The following is a 14,915-nucleotide window of genomic DNA, read 5'->3' as shown; positions in this document are numbered from 1 at the left end:
GGACGGCCTTGGCCCCAGGTCTGCAGCCTCTTGTGGCTACGCACTGCACGAACTTATGAAGATTCTATGGCGTGGCTGACGTTCCCCGGAGGTCCCTGGGACAACGATTGCAGAACGAACGGGCATTTCTGTGCCCGGCCATAACCGGAGCGCCGGGAGAAGGGTATTCTGCCGAGGGCGCCGGGGGCCACGTCGCTGTGGCAGTCAGTCCAGTGTGGGCGGTGGCCCTGGACGCTAGGGGCGGGAATCCTTATCCCTTGGCGTGTCCGATGTCACTTCCGTTTCCGGAAGGTGTTCCCGACTGCCGTTTGTTTCGACGAGATTACCACGGGTAGTGGATTTCGTTTCCTCTGTGTCCGTCACATGGGCATTGACCTCCGAGCCGGAGTCGGAGCCCGAGCCGGAGTCGGAGCCCGAGCCGGAGTCGGAGCCCGAGCCGGAGTCGGAGCCCGAGCTGGGCTCAGCGTCGTCCAGTGCCGGCTCCCGGCCGGGGAGATACAACGACGGCGTGTCGGCGCCCTTGCGTTTGGCCCCGAGGTAGATCAGGACGCCGATGGCCCCCAGCAGGACCAGGATGCTGGTCCACACGTTGAGGCGCTGGGTGACACCGAACAGGGTGACCAGTTCGGCGTCGTCAATCCGCAAGGCCTCAATCCAGACCCGGCCCGCTGTGTAGAAGGCAGCGTAGGCCCAGAACATCATGCCGCCACGGAGCCGGAACCGCTTGTCGAGCAACAGCAGCAGCGCGACGCCGGCGAGGTTCCAGAGCATTTCGTAGAGAAAGGTGGGGTGGAAGAGCGTGTCAATCGGGACGCCGTCGGGGAAGTTGGGATTCTCGGGGTCGATTTCCAGTCCCCAGGGCAGCGTGGTGGGCGCGCCGAAGAGTTCCTGGTTGAACCAGTTGCCCAACCGTCCGATGGCCTGCGCCAGCAGGATACCGGGTGCCGCCGCGTCGGCGAAGGCGCTGAGGCGCACACCCGACCGGCGGCAGCCGATCCATGCGCCAACGGCGCCGAGGGCGATGGCGCCCCAGATGCCGAGGCCGCCTTCCCAGATGCGGGGGATGCGGGAGAGGTCACCGTCGGGCCCGAAGTAGGCGTCGGGTGAGGAAACCACATGGTAGAGCCGCCCGCCGAGGATGCCGAAGGGGATGGCCCAGATGGCGACATCCCAGATCACGTCCGGGTTTCCGCCGTACCGCTTCCAGCGCGCGATGGTGAGCAGGAGGGCGAGGACAATGCCCGCCAGGATGCACAGCGCGTACGTGTAGAGGGTGAGCGGGCCGAGGCTGATCGACGCCCATTCCGCTGGTGGACTGGGAATACTGGCGGGAAGCATCCCGATGGTGCTCACGATTCGCATGGGTTAGCTCTTTCCAGTTCCGCTGCTGAGATCTTTGGTCAGTGCTGCGAGGGCGGGGATGCCGCCGTCACGGAGGGCGACGACGAGGGCCGTTCCCACGATCACGCCGTCCGCGTAGGCGGCGATCTCCTTGACCTGGGCGGCAGTGGAAACCCCCAACCCCACGCAGGCGCGGTTGGCGCCCGCACCGTGGGCAGCGTCGACCACGGCTCGTGCCGCCGAGCTGACTGCCGTGCGCGCGCCGGTGATGCCCATGATGGAGACCGCGTAGACGAAGCCGCGGCTCGCGTTCACAGTGCGTTCCATGCGTTCCGGGCTGGTGGACGGGGCCACCAGGAAGACCCGATCCAGGCCGAACTCGTCGGAGGCGGCCATCCATTCAATGGCCTCGTCAGGGATCAGGTCCGGCGTGATTAGGCCCGCTCCCCCGGCTTCGTGCAGGCGCTGGGCGAACTCGCGGACGCCGAGCTGCATGACAGGGTTCCAGTACGTCATGACAAGGACCGCGGCGTCGGTCTGGGCGGTGATGCCCGCGACGATGTCGAAGATCTTGTCGACGGTGAACCCGTTCTTCAGGGCCTGCACCGTGGCGTCCTGGATCACCTGGCCGTCCATCACGGGATCGGAGTAGGGAATCCCGATCTCGATCAGGTCCACCCCGTTCTCCGCCATGGCCACTGCCGCGTCGATGGTGGTCTGCACGTCGGGGAAGCCCGCGGGCAGGTACCCGATCAGCGCGGCCCGCCCTGCGTCCCGCGCGCGATCGATCGCTGCAGCAGCTTTGCTGGTGGTCTGGGTGGTCACAGCTGCTCTCCGTCCTTTCCGATTTCGGCTTCAGCGCTGTCATCGGGCAGCAGGTCAAAATACTCGGCGGCGGTCGCCACATCCTTGTCCCCACGGCCGGAGAGGTTGATCAGGACAATCTTCCCGGCCGGGTCACCGCCCTCGGCGGCGAGACGCTGGCCCACCTTGATGGCGCCCGCGAGGGCGTGGGCTGTCTCGATGGCAGGAATGATTCCCTCGCTACGGCACAGCACCCGGAAGGCGTCCATCGCTTCGGCATCGGTGATCGGCTCGTAGCTGACCCGGCCAATGTCTGCCAGGTAGGCGTGCTCGGGGCCGACGCCGGGGTAGTCGAGTCCAGCCGAGATGGAATGCGACTCGATAGTCTGGCCATCATCGTCCTGCATCAGGTACGAGCGGGCACCGTGCAGCACACCCGGGCGTCCGAGGGTAATGGTCGCGGCGTGGCGTCCGGTCTCGACGCCGTCGCCGCCCGCCTCGAACCCGTAGAGGGCCACCCCGGGATCGTCGAGGAAGCCGTGGAACATGCCGATCGCGTTTGACCCGCCACCGATGCAGGCGCAGACAGCGTCCGGCAGCTTCCCGGTTTCGGCCAGCATCTGCTCGCGGGACTCTTCGCCGATGACCTCGTGAAAGTACCTGACCATCGACGGGAACGGGTGCGCTCCGGCTGCGGTGCCCAGCAGGTAGTGGGTGGTGTCTACGTTGGCCACCCAGTCGCGGAGGGCCTCGTTGATGGCGTCCTTGAGGGTTTGCGACCCGCTCGTCACGGGAATCACCCTGGCGCCGAGCAGCTCCATCCGCGCCACGTTCAGGGCCTGACGGCGGCAGTCCTCGGCGCCCATGTAGACGACGCATTCGAGGCCCATCAGTGCTGCGGCGGTGGCGCTGGCCACCCCGTGCTGACCGGCACCGGTCTCGGCGATGACGCGGGTCTTGCCCATGCGCTTCGCGAGGAGAGCCTGGCCCAGCACGTTGTTGATCTTGTGCGAACCGGTGTGGTTGAGGTCCTCGCGCTTGAGGAACACCCTCACCCCACCGGCATACTCGGCGAACCGCTTCGCCTCGGTCAGCAGGGACGGCCGGCCCGCATAGGTCCGGTTCAGTTCGGCTACCTGGGCGGTGAACTCGGGATCGGCTTTGGCCTTGTCAAAGGTGTCTGTGAGCTCATCGAGGGCTGCGATCAGTGACTCGGGCATCCACCGGCCGCCATACTCACCGAAGTACGGTCCCGGCGCGTGGCGGAGGCTGCCTGTGGGATTGAGGAAGGCCTCGGCGGTACCTTCGGTGACCTCGGAGGGTGCGTTGGCTGCCTGTGGCGAATCAGTCATGAGCTTGCCTGTCCTGTTGTGGTGGTGGTGCAGCGTGCCGGTTACTACGCGGTGGGCTGGTCCTGGAGTGCCAGTCGCGCGCTGTGGCCGGCGTCAAGGAAAGCGGCGATGGTGTCTGCGGGGTTGTTGTGGCGGACCAAGGCTTCGCCCACCAGAATGGCATCGGCGCCGTCGGAGGCGAACCGGCCGACGTCGGCCACATCCCGCACGCCCGACTCGGCGACAATCACTGTGCCAGCCGGAATCCCGGTGGCCAGCGGCGCGAACACTGACCGGTCAATGTCGAGCGTCTTGAGGTTACGCACGTTGATCCCGATGATCCGTGCCCCCACAGCGACGGCCCGTTCCACCTCATCGCGGGTGTGGGTTTCGACCAGGGCGTTCATGCCAAGCTCGTGGGTCAGGGCCAGGAAACGGCGCAGTTCCTCGTCGGTCAGGGCCGCGACAATCAGCAGGATCAGGTCGGCGCCGTGGGCCCGGGCCTCCCAGATCTGGTATTCGTCGACGGTGAAGTCCTTGCGCAGCAGCGGCAGGTCTACGGCTGCCCGGACGGCATCCAGGTCGGCGAGTGAGCCACCGAAGCGGCGCTGTTCGGTCAGGACGCTGACGACGGCGGCGCCGCCCGCTTCGTAGCGGGCTGCCAGTGCGGCAGGGTCGGCGATGTCGGCCAGCTGACCCTTGGAGGGGCTGCGACGTTTCACCTCGGCGATCAGCGTGATTCTTGAGCCTTCTCCGCTGAGCGCCGCGTGGGCGTCCCGGACCGCACCGGCGGCACCGGCGTCGTCGCGCAGCAGTGCAAGCGGGCGGGCCGCAACGCGTGGGGCGAGGTCCTCCCGGACGCCGGCAATGATGTCGTCGAGAACGCTCACCTAGTCGTCTTTGTCCTTCAGCTTCGATCCGCCGACGCCAAAGCCGGCCCGCTTCATGACGAAGCCGACGGCGAGGCCGACCACCATCACGGCGATACCAATCCAGAACAGGACGGTGCCGGCCGTGAAGTTCCCCTCGGTGCTGGCGAAGACGTAGGCGAAGGAGGCCACGGCGGCGCCCGCCAACATGATCAGGACACAGGTCCACGCCGCGGGGCTGTTGCCGTGGCCGATGGTCTCATCGTGCATCGAGGCGTGGTTTTCCCTCGAGTTTTCCGGGTGCTCTGTCGCGGCGGTCCGGGTGGATGCGTTGGCTGTGGCGTCTTTGGCCATGATGACTCTCCTTGAAACTGGTCTGGTGTCCATTCTGCCATTAGTTCAGGACGACCGTGGTCTGCCCTCACTGGGTCAGCTGGTGGGATCTTTCCCCTTGGTGAGCTGGTCCCAGCTGTCGATCTCGTCCGAATGTGCTGTGGTCGTCCGTGCCGTCGGATTCTCGGCGGCGACTTTTTCGTAGCGGGTGGAACGGTTCCAGCTGCGGCCGGCGATCAGCATCCACACGGCGGTGCCCGTGAGCAGCACTCCCGCGGCGGCCGCCAGCCAGGGAAACGCAGTGAGAACGAGTTCGGCGCCGCTGCCGGTGCTGACCCCGATTGCCTCCCCAATGGCTGGGGCTGCGGCGCCCGCCGGGTCGGCTACCACCCGGATGCTGTTCCACACGATGCCCACACCGGCGATGAGCAGAATTGCAACCACCAGAACCCGTGCGATCCGCCCGGCGATCGACACTGCCAACGCAGCCGCCAACGCGACGAGGGCGAAGGCGGTGACCGCCGTGGCGGCGTCGCTGCCCGGGATCTGCAGGTCCGGGGTCTGGACTGCGTCCTGCGGCAACACGACTGTCAGCCAGGTCCGGGTGGTGCTGGCGAACGCGGCAAGCGAGAACAGGACCGTCGCGAGGATCACAGTGCCCTTCCGCTGCCACGCGGAGGGAGCATGTGGCGTGCGATCGGGTGTGTCTGGTTCGGTGCTCATGGGACCTCCACCTCGTGAAGCTCGTCGGCTGCGGTGACTGTTCTGAGGCTTGACGCGATCAGGGCCGCCCGCAGGGGTGCTGCCGCCTTATTGACTGTTTCCTGTGCTTCGTCTTCGAGGACCGAGTCGGCGACTATTCCGCCGCCGGCCTGCACGTACGCTCGTCCATCCCGGAGCAGCGCGGAGCGGATCGCGATGGCCAGGTCCATGTCGCCGGCGAAGTCGAGGTAGCCGACCACACCGCCGTAGATGCCCCGGCGGTGTGGTTCCACTTCGTCGATCAGACGCAGCGCCCGGGGTTTGGGTGCCCCCGAGAGTGTACCGGCGGGGAAGGTGGCGGCCAGGACGTCGTAGGCGGTTTTGGTGGGGGTCAGGGACCCGACGACGGTCGAGACGAGGTGCATGATGTGGCTGAACCGCTCCACCTCCATGAACTGGGTGACGTCAACGGTGCCGGGCACGCAGACCTTGGACATGTCGTTGCGTGCCAGATCCACCAGCATGAGATGTTCGGCGCGTTCCTTCTCGTCGGCCAGGAGCTCGTCGGCCAGGGCCCGGTCCTGGTCGAGGGTCTGCCCGCGCGGCCGGGAGCCGGCGATCGGGTGGGTGATGACGTCCTTGCCGGTCACTGTGACCAGCGCCTCCGGGGAGGACCCGACAATCGAGTATTCCCGCCCGTCGGCATCGGCCAGGCTGAACAGGTACATGTAGGGGCTGGGGTTGGTGTTGCGCAGCACCCGGTAGACGTCAAGTGGTGACGCCTGGCAGTCAAGTTCGAAACGCCGCGAAATGACTACCTGGAAGACGTCACCGTCCACGATGGCCCGTTTGCCGCGTTCAATGGCGGCCAGGTATTTGCTCTTATCCCACCGTTCGTCGACGCGGGAGAGCAGCTCCGCGGTGTCCACGGACCCCCGCTGCAGGACCGAGACGGGCTGTTCGGCTGCCTCGCCCAGCTTGGTGAGCATCGCGCGGATCCGTTGGACGGCGTCATGCCAGGCTTCGTCCACCCGGTCGCTGGAGTCGTCGAAGTTGATGGCGTTGGCCACCAGGGTGAGGGTTCCCTCGGAATTGTCGTGGACTGCCATGTCAGTCACCAGACACATGGCCAGTTCGGGCAGGAACAGATCGTCTTCGGGCGGGCTGGTGAGGCGCTCCCAATGACGGACCGATTCCCAGCCGATGAACCCCACCAGGCCGGAGGTGAACGGCGGCAGCTGATCGAAACGGCGGGTGCGGAGGGCCTCGATGGTTTGGCGCAGGGCTTCGACCGGGCTGCCCGACGTCGGGACGCCGGCGGGTGGCTCACCCAGCCAGTGCGCTTCGCCGTCGAGGCTGGTCAGGGTGGCCCGGGAATGGGCGCCGATGAAGGAATACCGCGACCAGACCCCTCCGACAGCAGCCGACTCCATCAGGAACGTCCCAGGCTCGCCATTCGCGAGCTTCCGGTAGATGGCGATCGGGGTGTGTGCGTCGGCCAGGACCTTGAGGTGCACCGGGACGACCCGGCGCTCCCTGGCGAGCTCGCGGAACTCGGTAAGGCTGGGGCTGATGACTCCAAGTTCCTGCATAAAGATGAGTGTTCTTTCGGGTGGCGGCGGGAAAGGACTAGTGGGAGGTGCTTTGGGCGGGGTTTATGGCTGGGCGCTGGTCGGGGTTCTGCCCGATGACGACGTCGAGGTCCCGGCCATCGAAGCAGGTCCGGGTGCCGGTGTGGCAGGCAGCGCCAACCTGATCGACGCCGATCAGGAGGGCGTCGCCGTCGCAATCAATGGCCGCCGACTTCACCCACTGGGTGTGACCGGAGGTGTCGCCCTTGCGCCAGTAGGTGCCGCGGGACCGCGAGAAAAAGGTGACCCGCCCAGTGGTGAGCGTGCGGCGGACCGCTTCGTCGTCCATCCAGCCCAGCATGAGGACCTCACCCGAATCGTGCTGCTGGATCACTGCGGCAACCAGCCCGGCTGAGTCACGTTTCAGGGCTGCGGCGATCGCCGGATCGAGGGTGTTCCCCGCGGTCGAATCGGGCGCTGGTGTGGTGCTGGTCTGTGATGGCATCGTCTTCGATTCTATCGCGCCCGACGTCCACCACCTGACGTTGAACTGCAGGCGATTGGACCGCCCTTTCCGCGGGTTCTTCGTGTCATTCGGTCCCGGATCGTGCTAGTTTCAGCAGTGATGCAATATGTAGAACCGTCCCGCGAAGTGTTGGCCGAAACACTTCTCGCTGCAGGGCCGCACTCGCCGACTCTGTGCGATGGCTGGCAGACCAAAGAGTTGGCGGCACACCTGTACCTGCGGGAACACCGGCCAGCCGTCAGCCTCGCCATGGTCATCAAACCCCTGGCAGCCGTGTCGGATCAGTCGGTACGAAAGATGGCGGCCAAAGCCCAGTCCGCCGCAGGGTACAAGAAGCTCGTCGACGACTTCCGCGCAGGCCACCCCTTCTACTCCCCGCTGAAGCGGTCAAAATCTCTCGACGCCAGCGCCAACCTGATCGAATACTTTGTGCACACCGAGGATGTCCGCCGCGCGCGGAGCCGGTGGGCGCCCCGGGCCCTCGACGAGGACTACTCGAACGCGCTTTGGGATGAACTGATCAAACGCGCCGCTATCCTGTACCGTGGGGTGGACCTGGGCATCGTGCTGGTCCGTTCCGACGGGCCCCGCCACGTCGCCAAACGCGCTCCCGTCTCCGTCGCCATCAAAGGCGAGCCGGGCGAGCTCCTCATGCACGCCCACGGCCGCACCCGCCACGCCCTCGTGACCTTCGAGGGCCAGCCCGACGCCGTCGCACTGCTGGACAGCGCCGAGGTCGGCCTCTAACCCCCTGAACTTGTCCCGGCGTCCCGCCGCCGGAAACTCTGCGCACGTGTGGCGGGTTGGACCCGGCCTAACCCGCCACGTCTGCACATTTGTTTGAGATCACCCACCACTGCTGCGCAAATCCTGTCGGTGTCGGGAACCCCAGCCGAACCGCACGCAGAGGCGGGCGCCGAGAGCGTGAAAGTCGCCTGACAGCGTTGGGTACCGTCGGCTGACCTCCCGCGACACCATCAGCAACGGCTGGAGCTCAAAGGTGCGGGTTTCCCCGCCAGCGGGGCAGGGATGACCGCCTAGCGGACAGGGAAGCCCGCGTCGCTGATGGCCTTCTTCACCTGCGCAATGGCATCCAGTGGTCCGAAGTGGAATACCGACGCCGCTAGTACCGCATCGGCACCGGCTTCGACGGCGGGCGGGAAATGCTCCGGTAGGCCAGCTCCGCCAGAGGCGATGAGCGGCACGGTGACGGCGGCGCGGACCGCCCGGATCATTTCCAGGTCAAACCCGGCCTTCGTACCGTCGGCGTCGATCGAGTTGAGCAGGATCTCGCCCACCCCCCGGTCGGCAGCTTCGCGGGCCCATTCCACTGCGTCGATCCCGGTCCCCTGCCGGCCGCCGTGCGTCGTCACTTCGAAGCCCGACGGCGTCCCACCGCCGGGGACGCGCCGCGCGTCGAGCGACAACACCAGCACCTGCGACCCGAAGTGGCCGGCGATCTCGTCAATGACCGCCGGACGGCTGACCGCTGCAGTATTGATGGACGCCTTATCCGCGCCGAACCGCAGCAGCTTGTCGACGTCGGCAATCCCACGGACTCCCCCGCCCACCGTCAACGGGATGAACACTTCCTCGGCGGTGCGGGCGACGACGTCGAACGTCGTGTCCCGGTTACCCGAGGACGCGGTGACGTCGAGGAACGTGAGTTCGTCGGCCCCGGCCCGATCGTACCGGTGAGCTAGCTCAACCGGGTCGCCGGCGTCGCGCAGATCGGCGAAGTTGACGCCCTTGACGACGCGTCCGGCGTCGACGTCGAGACACGGGATGACACGAATGGCTACACCCATGACAGCGGCCTAGACCCTGCAGGCGTGGATGGTGCTGACCAGGATGGCGCGGGCGCCCAGCTCGTAAAGCTCGTCCATGACCTGGTTGGTCTGGTTGCGGAGCACCATGGACCGGACGGCCACCCAGTCTGAGTCGCGCAGCGGGGAAATCGTCGGGGATTCCAGGCCGGGCGTCAGCGCTGCAGCCTGGTCGACCAGGTCCTTGCGGATGTCGTAGTCCATCAGTACGTACCGGCGTGCCACGAGCACACCCTGCAGCCGGCGGATCAGCACATCGAGGCCGGCCGGCGCGTCGCCGTTGCGGCCGATCAGGACCGCCTCACTGCGCAGGATCGGCTCGCCGAAGATTTCCATTCCGGCGGCTTTGAGCGTGTTACCGGTCTCGACGACGTCGGCGATGGCGTCGGCGACGCCGAGCCGCACTGAAGACTCGACGGCTCCGTCGAGCCGCACCACCGTCGCCTCGACTCCGTGATCCGTCAGGTACCGGCGCAGAAGACCGTCGTAGCTGGTGGCGAGCCGCTTGCCGTCGAGCTGCGCGACATCGGTGAAATCCCCTACCGGGCCGGCGAACCGGAAGGTCGATGCGCCGAACCCCAGCGTCAGCCGCTCCTGGGCGTCGACGTCCGCGTCAAGAAACAGGTCGCGGCCGGTGATGCCGACGTCGAGCGTTCCGGCGCCCACATAGACCGCGATATCGCGGGGGCGGAGGAAGAAGAATTCGACCCCATTATCCGGATCCTCAAGGACCAGTTCGCGGGTGTCGCGGCGCTGACGGTAGCCGGCCTCGGCGAGCATGGCTGAGGCGGCTTCGGACAGGGCGCCCTTATTGGGTACTGCTACACGGAGCATGGGGTTTCTTTCGCTGAGGTGTTCGAGGGGAATCTGCTGCTGGCGGCACTCATCTCCGGGGTGGGACGGTGCCTAGAGATGCTTGTACACGTCGTTCAGCGTCAGACCCTTGGCGATCATCAGGACCTGCAGGTGGTACAGCAGTTGGGAGATTTCCTCCGCGGTTGCCTCATCCGATTCGTACTCGGCGGCCATCCACACCTCGGCGGCCTCCTCAACAACCTTCTTGCCGATGCCGTGGACGCCCGAATCGAGTTCGGCGATGGTGCGCGATCCGTCGGGGCGCGCGACGGCTTTGGCGCTGAGTTCGGCAAAGAGTGTTTCGAAGCTTTTCACAGAGCCAACGTTACTGGGTTGGCGGCGCTGAGCCTCATTCGGCGGATTTCGTGTGACACAGCTCTAGCCCTGCCACGCCCCGAGCGCGGCGGCGGTGGTCAGTGCCGCGGCGACCGACTCGTACCCCTTGTCTTCGCTGGATCCGGGCAGCCCGGCACGGTCAAGCCCCTGCTCTTCGGTGTCGCAGGTCAGGACGCCGAATCCGACCGGCTTCCCGGTCCGGACGCTGACGTCGGTCAGGCCGGAGGTCGCGGCCTGGCAGACATAGTCGAAGTGCGGGGTGCCGCCGCGGATGACGACACCGAGCGCCACCACCGCGTCGAAGTGCGGAGCCAGCCGCGCGGCAGCGACAGGAAGCTCGAAGCTGCCGGGAACCCGCACCACCGTTGGGTCGACGCCCGCGTCGCGCGCGGCGCGCAGGGCGCCGTCGAGCAGCCCGTCCATGATCTCCGTGTGCCAGCTGGCGGCGACGACGGCGAGGCGCAGGTGCTGCGCTCCGGCAAGGTGGCTGAGGTCGATGGGTGGTGCGCCGTGGCCGCTCATAAGGGTCTCTTTTCGGTGTGGTGATCAGGAGGGGTGGTGATCAGGAGGGGTGGGCTTAGCTTTGCTGGAGCCCGTGGTCTTCAAGCTGGGTGAGCCGGTGGTTGAGCCGGTCCCGTTTGGTCTGCAGATACCGCTGGTTTTCGGCCCGCGCTGGCACCACCGCGGGCACCATCGCGGTGACCTCGATGCCGTGCTCCAGCAGTTTGTCGCGCTTCTCGGGGTTGTTGCTGAGCAGTCGGATCGCGCCCAGGTCCAGCTGGTGGAGGATCGCCGCTGCCGCCTGGTAATCGCGGGAATCGACCGGCAGGCCGAGCTGCTCGTTGGCTTCAACAGTGTCGGCTCCGCCTTCCTGCAACGCGTAGGCCCGCATCTTGTTGGCCAGGCCGATCCCCCTGCCTTCCTGGCCGCGCAGGTACACCACCGTGCCGCCCTGTTCGGCGACCAGTTGCAGCGCCTGTTCAAGCTGCTCACCGCAGTCGCACCGGAAGGAGGAGAAGACGTCTCCGGTGAGGCATTCGGAATGCAACCGCACGAGCGGGGCCTCGGCGCCGGCCGCGCCCTTGCCACCCGGCGATGAAAGGCTCAGGTGTTCGACTCCGGTCACCTCATCGGTCCACGCGCGGGTGGTGAACTGCCCGAAGGCCGTCGGGAGGGTGACCACCGGTCCGCCGGTGACGTTGGCGGTGTTCATCGTGGGTCCCCCTCCTCTACATCGGGGGTGCCTGACGTAGCCAGGTAGCTCAGGAGGTCTTTGATGGAGATCAGGGGCAGGCCGTGGGCGTCGGCGAAGTCCCGCAGGGCGGGCAGGCGCATCATCTGCCCTTCGTCATGCACCAGCTCGGCGATTACCGCCGCCGGCTCGAGGCCGGCCAGGGTGCACAGTTCGAGGCCGGCCTCGGTATGGCCTGGACGTTCGCCCACCCCGCCAGGCTCGCCGCGCAGTGGGAATATGTGCCCCGGACGGGTGAGGTGCGCCGCCGTCGTTGTCGGATCGGCGAGCAGGCGTGCGGTGACCGACCGGTCGGCTGCGCTGATCCCGGTACTCACGCCCTCCGCCGCGTCGCAGGAGACGGTGTAGGCGGTGCCCTTGGCGTCCTCGTTGACGGCGGTCATCGGCGGCAGCAGGAGCCGGTCCGCGGCAGCGCCGGAAATCGGCACGCACAGCACCCCCGAGGTGTACCTGACGGTCCACCCGACCAGTTCCGGGGTGGCGAACTGGGCGGCGAAGATGATGTCGCCCTCATTCTCGCGCCGCTCATCATCGACGACAACGACGGCGCGGCCCGCGGCTATCGCTGCGACAGCTGCTGGCACGGCGTCCATCCGGATGGACCCCGTCACCGGTTCGGTGTCGTGGGCGGTCATGGCTGCGGCTCGGCGATGGCCGGCGGAACCGTCGGTTTCTGGACTGCAGGTCTGAGGACCGCGGGTTTCTGGACTGCTGGTTTCTGGATGGGGATTGTCTGGGTGTTCGGCGACTGCCACGCCGGCAACATGAAACTCATCAGCCGTTCAGCGTATTTGGCCAACACATCCATTTCCAGGTTCACCGAATCCCCGGTTTGCTTCAGGCCCAGACTGGTTTCCTGCAGCGTAGTGGGAATCAGTCCCACCTCGAACCAGGGGTCGGGGGCGGAAACGGGGCTGACAGCGCTGACCGTGAGCGACACGCCGTCGACAGTGATGGACCCCTTCTCCGCTGCGTAGCGGGCCAACCGGGTCGGCAAGCCGAACCGCAGCCGGTGCCAGGCGCCCTGGTTCTCCCGCTCCAGCAAGGTGCCGATACCGTCGACGTGACCCTGGACCACGTGTCCGTCCAGCCGACCGGCCGCCGGGACGCAGCGCTCAAGGTTGACCGCGCTACCTGCGGCCAGGGACCCGGTGGTGGTTCGCAGCAGGGTCTCGCCCATCACGTCGACGGCGATCCTGCCGCCATCGATGCTGGTGGCGGTGAGGCAGACGCCGTTGACGGCGATCGAGCCGCCGAGGCCCAGATCCTGGCCGGTGGTTGGTGCGTCGAAAACCAGGATGGCGCTGGTCTGGTCCGCGGAGACGTCCAGTGAGACGACGCTGCCCTGTTCGGCGACTATTCCTGTGAACATGTGGTGGGTCCTTTGCTGCTGGGTGTCGTCTGCGACGGGGTCTGCTGGGGCGGGGTCTGATGGCCGGCGGGTGCCGGGCTGAAGCGGAGGCGCATGTCCTTGCCGCACTGCATGAGCGCGCCGCCCCCGTGGTGGTCGAGCTCCCAGGTGCTGGCATCCCGGAGCGAGCCGATCCCGAGGGACTGGACAGCTGGCGTACCGCCGCCGAGTAGCAGGGGTGCCTGGTAAATGACCAGTTCATCGACCAGCCCTGCGGCGAGGAATACGCTGGCGATTGTGGGACCGCCCTCGATCATCAGGTGACCCACGCCCTCGTCGTACAGGTTCTGCACCGCTGCCCACGGATCTCTGGTGCTGAGCTGACTGAACCGGGCGCCACGGATCGCCGAATCCTCCGGGACCGGGCGCAGTCCCATGGCGACGCGCAGGGGCTGCCGGGCCACATCGGACCCATCAGAGTGCCGCGCCGACAAGGCTGGGTTGTCAGCGAACACGGTGCCGGTGCCGACCAGCACCGCGTCGGCCCGCCCCCGGATGGCGTGCCCGTCGGTGCGTGACTCGGGGCCGGTGATCCACTGGCTGGTGCCGTCCGCTGCCGCGACCCGCCCGTCGAGGGTCTGGGCAATCTTGAGGGTGATGAAGGGGCGGTGCGAGCTGGTGGCGTCGCGCCACCGGCGGTTCATCCGGTGCGCTTCGTCGGCCAGCAGTCCCCCGACCGTGTCGACGCCGTGGTCCCGGAGCGAGCCGGCGCCGCCAGCGGCCGGGCCGTGGACGTCGTCGGCGGCGTACACCACGCGGACGATCCCCGCCACGGCAATAGCATCGGTGCAGGGTCCGGTGCGTCCGGCGTGGTTGCAGGGTTCGAGCGTGCAGACCAGCGTGCAGCCCGTGAGGTCGGCACGCCGGGTCGTGGCATCGGCTAGAGCATCGACTTCCGCATGCGGGGTACCGGCTCCCCGGTGGTAGCCAGCGCCGATGGTGGCACCACCCTCATCAAGAATGACCGATCCCACCAAAGGGTTGGCGCCGCGCACACCTTGGCCCGCCAACTCGAGGGCGTGGCGCATCGCCCGGGTTTCGGCGTCGGACGCTGGCTGGTTCACGGTACTCACCGGAGGGCGGGATCCGGGAGGAGGACATCGACGCGGGGTTTGCTGCGATCGCGCGCCCGCATCCAGACGAAGAAACCGATCAGCGTGAAGATCCCATAGCACAGGTACATGAAGGCCGACGCGTAGTAGCCGGCGCTGAAGAGCAGCGGCACCCCGACGACGTCGACGGCTACCCAGATGAGCCAGAACTCGACCCAGCCCTTGGCCATACCGATGGTGGCCAGCAGCGAACCGACGAAGGTCCAGGCATCGGCCCAGACTGGTTCGTAGGAGCCAAGCATCCGGAAGAGGGGGGTCAGCGCCACGGTGCCGAGGATCATTCCCGCGACCAGCCCGATCCGTGCCCGGCGGGGTGCCCAGCGCGGGGTGATAGCGTAGCCGTCCGGTTCGGAGCTCGCCCGCCACTGGCGCCAGCCGTAGACGGCGACAGCGATGAACATGATCTGGCGGCCAGCCTGACCCAGGAGGTTGGCAGCGTCGGCCCCGCCGAAGAACGATCCGAGGAAGACGGTGAGGAGCAGGACGTTGCCCACGATGCCGACCGGCCAGGCCCACAGCTTCCGCCGCATCCCGCCAAGCGCGCTGAGGAGACCGAAGATGTTGCCGAACACCTCGCGGAGCAACAGTGCGCTGCCGGCAACAGGGATCTGAGCTTCGAAGAGCCACCTCAGAAAGTCCACGTCGT

At 67.0% G+C, this 14,915-nt stretch carries 18 protein-coding genes; 1 reads left to right on the top strand and 17 read right to left on the bottom strand.

Annotation, left to right across the window (positions count from 1 at the left end):
• Positions 1-234: 234 nt before the first annotated feature.
• From lgt to hisI, 8 genes are all read right to left on the bottom strand, one after another.
• Positions 235-1,362 carry a prolipoprotein diacylglyceryl transferase gene (gene lgt, locus ACX80O_RS11655; RefSeq protein WP_459333547.1) on the bottom strand — a complete coding sequence of 376 codons (1,128 nt, stop codon included), beginning with the start codon at positions 1,360-1,362 and terminating at the stop codon, positions 235-237.
• A gap of 3 nt (positions 1,363-1,365) precedes the next feature.
• On the bottom strand, positions 1,366-2,166 hold the full coding sequence (gene trpA, locus ACX80O_RS11650) for a tryptophan synthase subunit alpha (protein ID WP_459307741.1): 801 nt from the start codon (positions 2,164-2,166) through the stop codon (positions 1,366-1,368).
• Complete coding sequence (gene trpB / locus ACX80O_RS11645) at positions 2,163-3,497, bottom strand: tryptophan synthase subunit beta (protein WP_459333546.1); 1,335 nt, start codon at positions 3,495-3,497, stop codon at positions 2,163-2,165. Before trpB ends, trpA begins: the two co-directional genes overlap by 4 nt.
• Positions 3,498-3,541: 44 nt before the next feature.
• A complete protein-coding gene (gene trpC, locus ACX80O_RS11640; RefSeq protein WP_459333545.1) occupies positions 3,542-4,366 on the bottom strand; it encodes an indole-3-glycerol phosphate synthase TrpC in 825 nt (274 codons plus the stop codon).
• Complete coding sequence (locus ACX80O_RS11635) at positions 4,367-4,699, bottom strand: HGxxPAAW family protein (RefSeq protein WP_459333544.1); 333 nt, start codon at positions 4,697-4,699, stop codon at positions 4,367-4,369.
• Positions 4,700-4,774: 75 nt separating this feature from the next.
• Positions 4,775-5,401: a Trp biosynthesis-associated membrane protein gene (locus ACX80O_RS11630; RefSeq protein WP_459307745.1), complete on the bottom strand. Its 627-nt coding sequence runs from the start codon at positions 5,399-5,401 to the stop codon at positions 4,775-4,777.
• Positions 5,398-6,972: an anthranilate synthase component I gene (locus ACX80O_RS11625; RefSeq protein WP_459333543.1), complete on the bottom strand. Its 1,575-nt coding sequence runs from the start codon at positions 6,970-6,972 to the stop codon at positions 5,398-5,400. The genes ACX80O_RS11630 and ACX80O_RS11625 overlap by 4 nt, the downstream gene beginning before the upstream one ends.
• A gap of 37 nt (positions 6,973-7,009) precedes the next feature.
• Positions 7,010-7,456, bottom strand: a complete 447-nt coding sequence (hisI, locus tag ACX80O_RS11620) for a phosphoribosyl-AMP cyclohydrolase (protein ID WP_459307747.1) — start codon at positions 7,454-7,456, stop codon at positions 7,010-7,012.
• A 120-nt stretch (positions 7,457-7,576) separates the two neighbouring features.
• Between hisI and ACX80O_RS11615 the strand changes: the two genes are divergently transcribed.
• Positions 7,577-8,224: a TIGR03085 family metal-binding protein gene (locus tag ACX80O_RS11615; RefSeq protein WP_459333562.1), complete on the top strand. Its 648-nt coding sequence runs from the start codon at positions 7,577-7,579 to the stop codon at positions 8,222-8,224.
• A gap of 290 nt (positions 8,225-8,514) precedes the next feature.
• Here the strand turns inward: ACX80O_RS11615 and hisF are convergent, their stop codons facing one another.
• From hisF to pnuC, 9 genes are all read right to left on the bottom strand, one after another.
• On the bottom strand, positions 8,515-9,285 hold the full coding sequence (hisF, locus tag ACX80O_RS11610) for an imidazole glycerol phosphate synthase subunit HisF (protein WP_459333542.1): 771 nt from the start codon (positions 9,283-9,285) through the stop codon (positions 8,515-8,517).
• A 9-nt stretch (positions 9,286-9,294) separates the two neighbouring features.
• Positions 9,295-10,137, bottom strand: a complete 843-nt coding sequence (gene hisG, locus ACX80O_RS11605; RefSeq protein WP_459307749.1) for an ATP phosphoribosyltransferase — start codon at positions 10,135-10,137, stop codon at positions 9,295-9,297.
• A 72-nt stretch (positions 10,138-10,209) separates the two neighbouring features.
• The gene (locus tag ACX80O_RS11600) at positions 10,210-10,473 is read right to left on the bottom strand and encodes a phosphoribosyl-ATP diphosphatase (RefSeq protein ID WP_459307750.1); all 264 of its coding nucleotides are present in this window, start codon (positions 10,471-10,473) and stop codon (positions 10,210-10,212) included.
• Between the two features lie 63 nt (positions 10,474-10,536).
• A complete protein-coding gene (gene ribH, locus ACX80O_RS11595; protein WP_459307751.1) occupies positions 10,537-11,016 on the bottom strand; it encodes a 6,7-dimethyl-8-ribityllumazine synthase in 480 nt (159 codons plus the stop codon).
• A 55-nt stretch (positions 11,017-11,071) separates the two neighbouring features.
• Entirely contained in the window at positions 11,072-11,707 is a 636-nt protein-coding gene (gene ribA, locus ACX80O_RS11590; protein WP_459307752.1) for a GTP cyclohydrolase II, read from the bottom strand.
• Positions 11,704-12,381, bottom strand: a complete 678-nt coding sequence (gene ribB, locus ACX80O_RS11585) for a 3,4-dihydroxy-2-butanone-4-phosphate synthase (RefSeq protein ID WP_459333541.1) — start codon at positions 12,379-12,381, stop codon at positions 11,704-11,706. The genes ribA and ribB overlap by 4 nt, the downstream gene beginning before the upstream one ends.
• Positions 12,378-13,118 (bottom strand): riboflavin synthase, encoded by a 741-nt coding sequence (locus tag ACX80O_RS11580; RefSeq protein WP_459307754.1) that lies wholly within the window; start codon positions 13,116-13,118, stop codon positions 12,378-12,380. The genes ribB and ACX80O_RS11580 overlap by 4 nt, the downstream gene beginning before the upstream one ends.
• Positions 13,103-14,230 (bottom strand): bifunctional diaminohydroxyphosphoribosylaminopyrimidine deaminase/5-amino-6-(5-phosphoribosylamino)uracil reductase RibD, encoded by a 1,128-nt coding sequence (gene ribD / locus ACX80O_RS11575; RefSeq protein ID WP_459333540.1) that lies wholly within the window; start codon positions 14,228-14,230, stop codon positions 13,103-13,105. Before ribD ends, ACX80O_RS11580 begins: the two co-directional genes overlap by 16 nt.
• Entirely contained in the window at positions 14,227-14,910 is a 684-nt protein-coding gene (gene pnuC / locus ACX80O_RS11570) for a nicotinamide riboside transporter PnuC (RefSeq protein WP_459333539.1), read from the bottom strand. Before pnuC ends, ribD begins: the two co-directional genes overlap by 4 nt.
• Positions 14,911-14,915: the final 5 nt, after the last annotated feature.

The organism is Arthrobacter glycogeni, from assembly GCF_054511155.1.
Note: the sequence above shows the minus strand (reverse complement) of the source record. Positions and strands in the feature narration are given on the sequence as shown.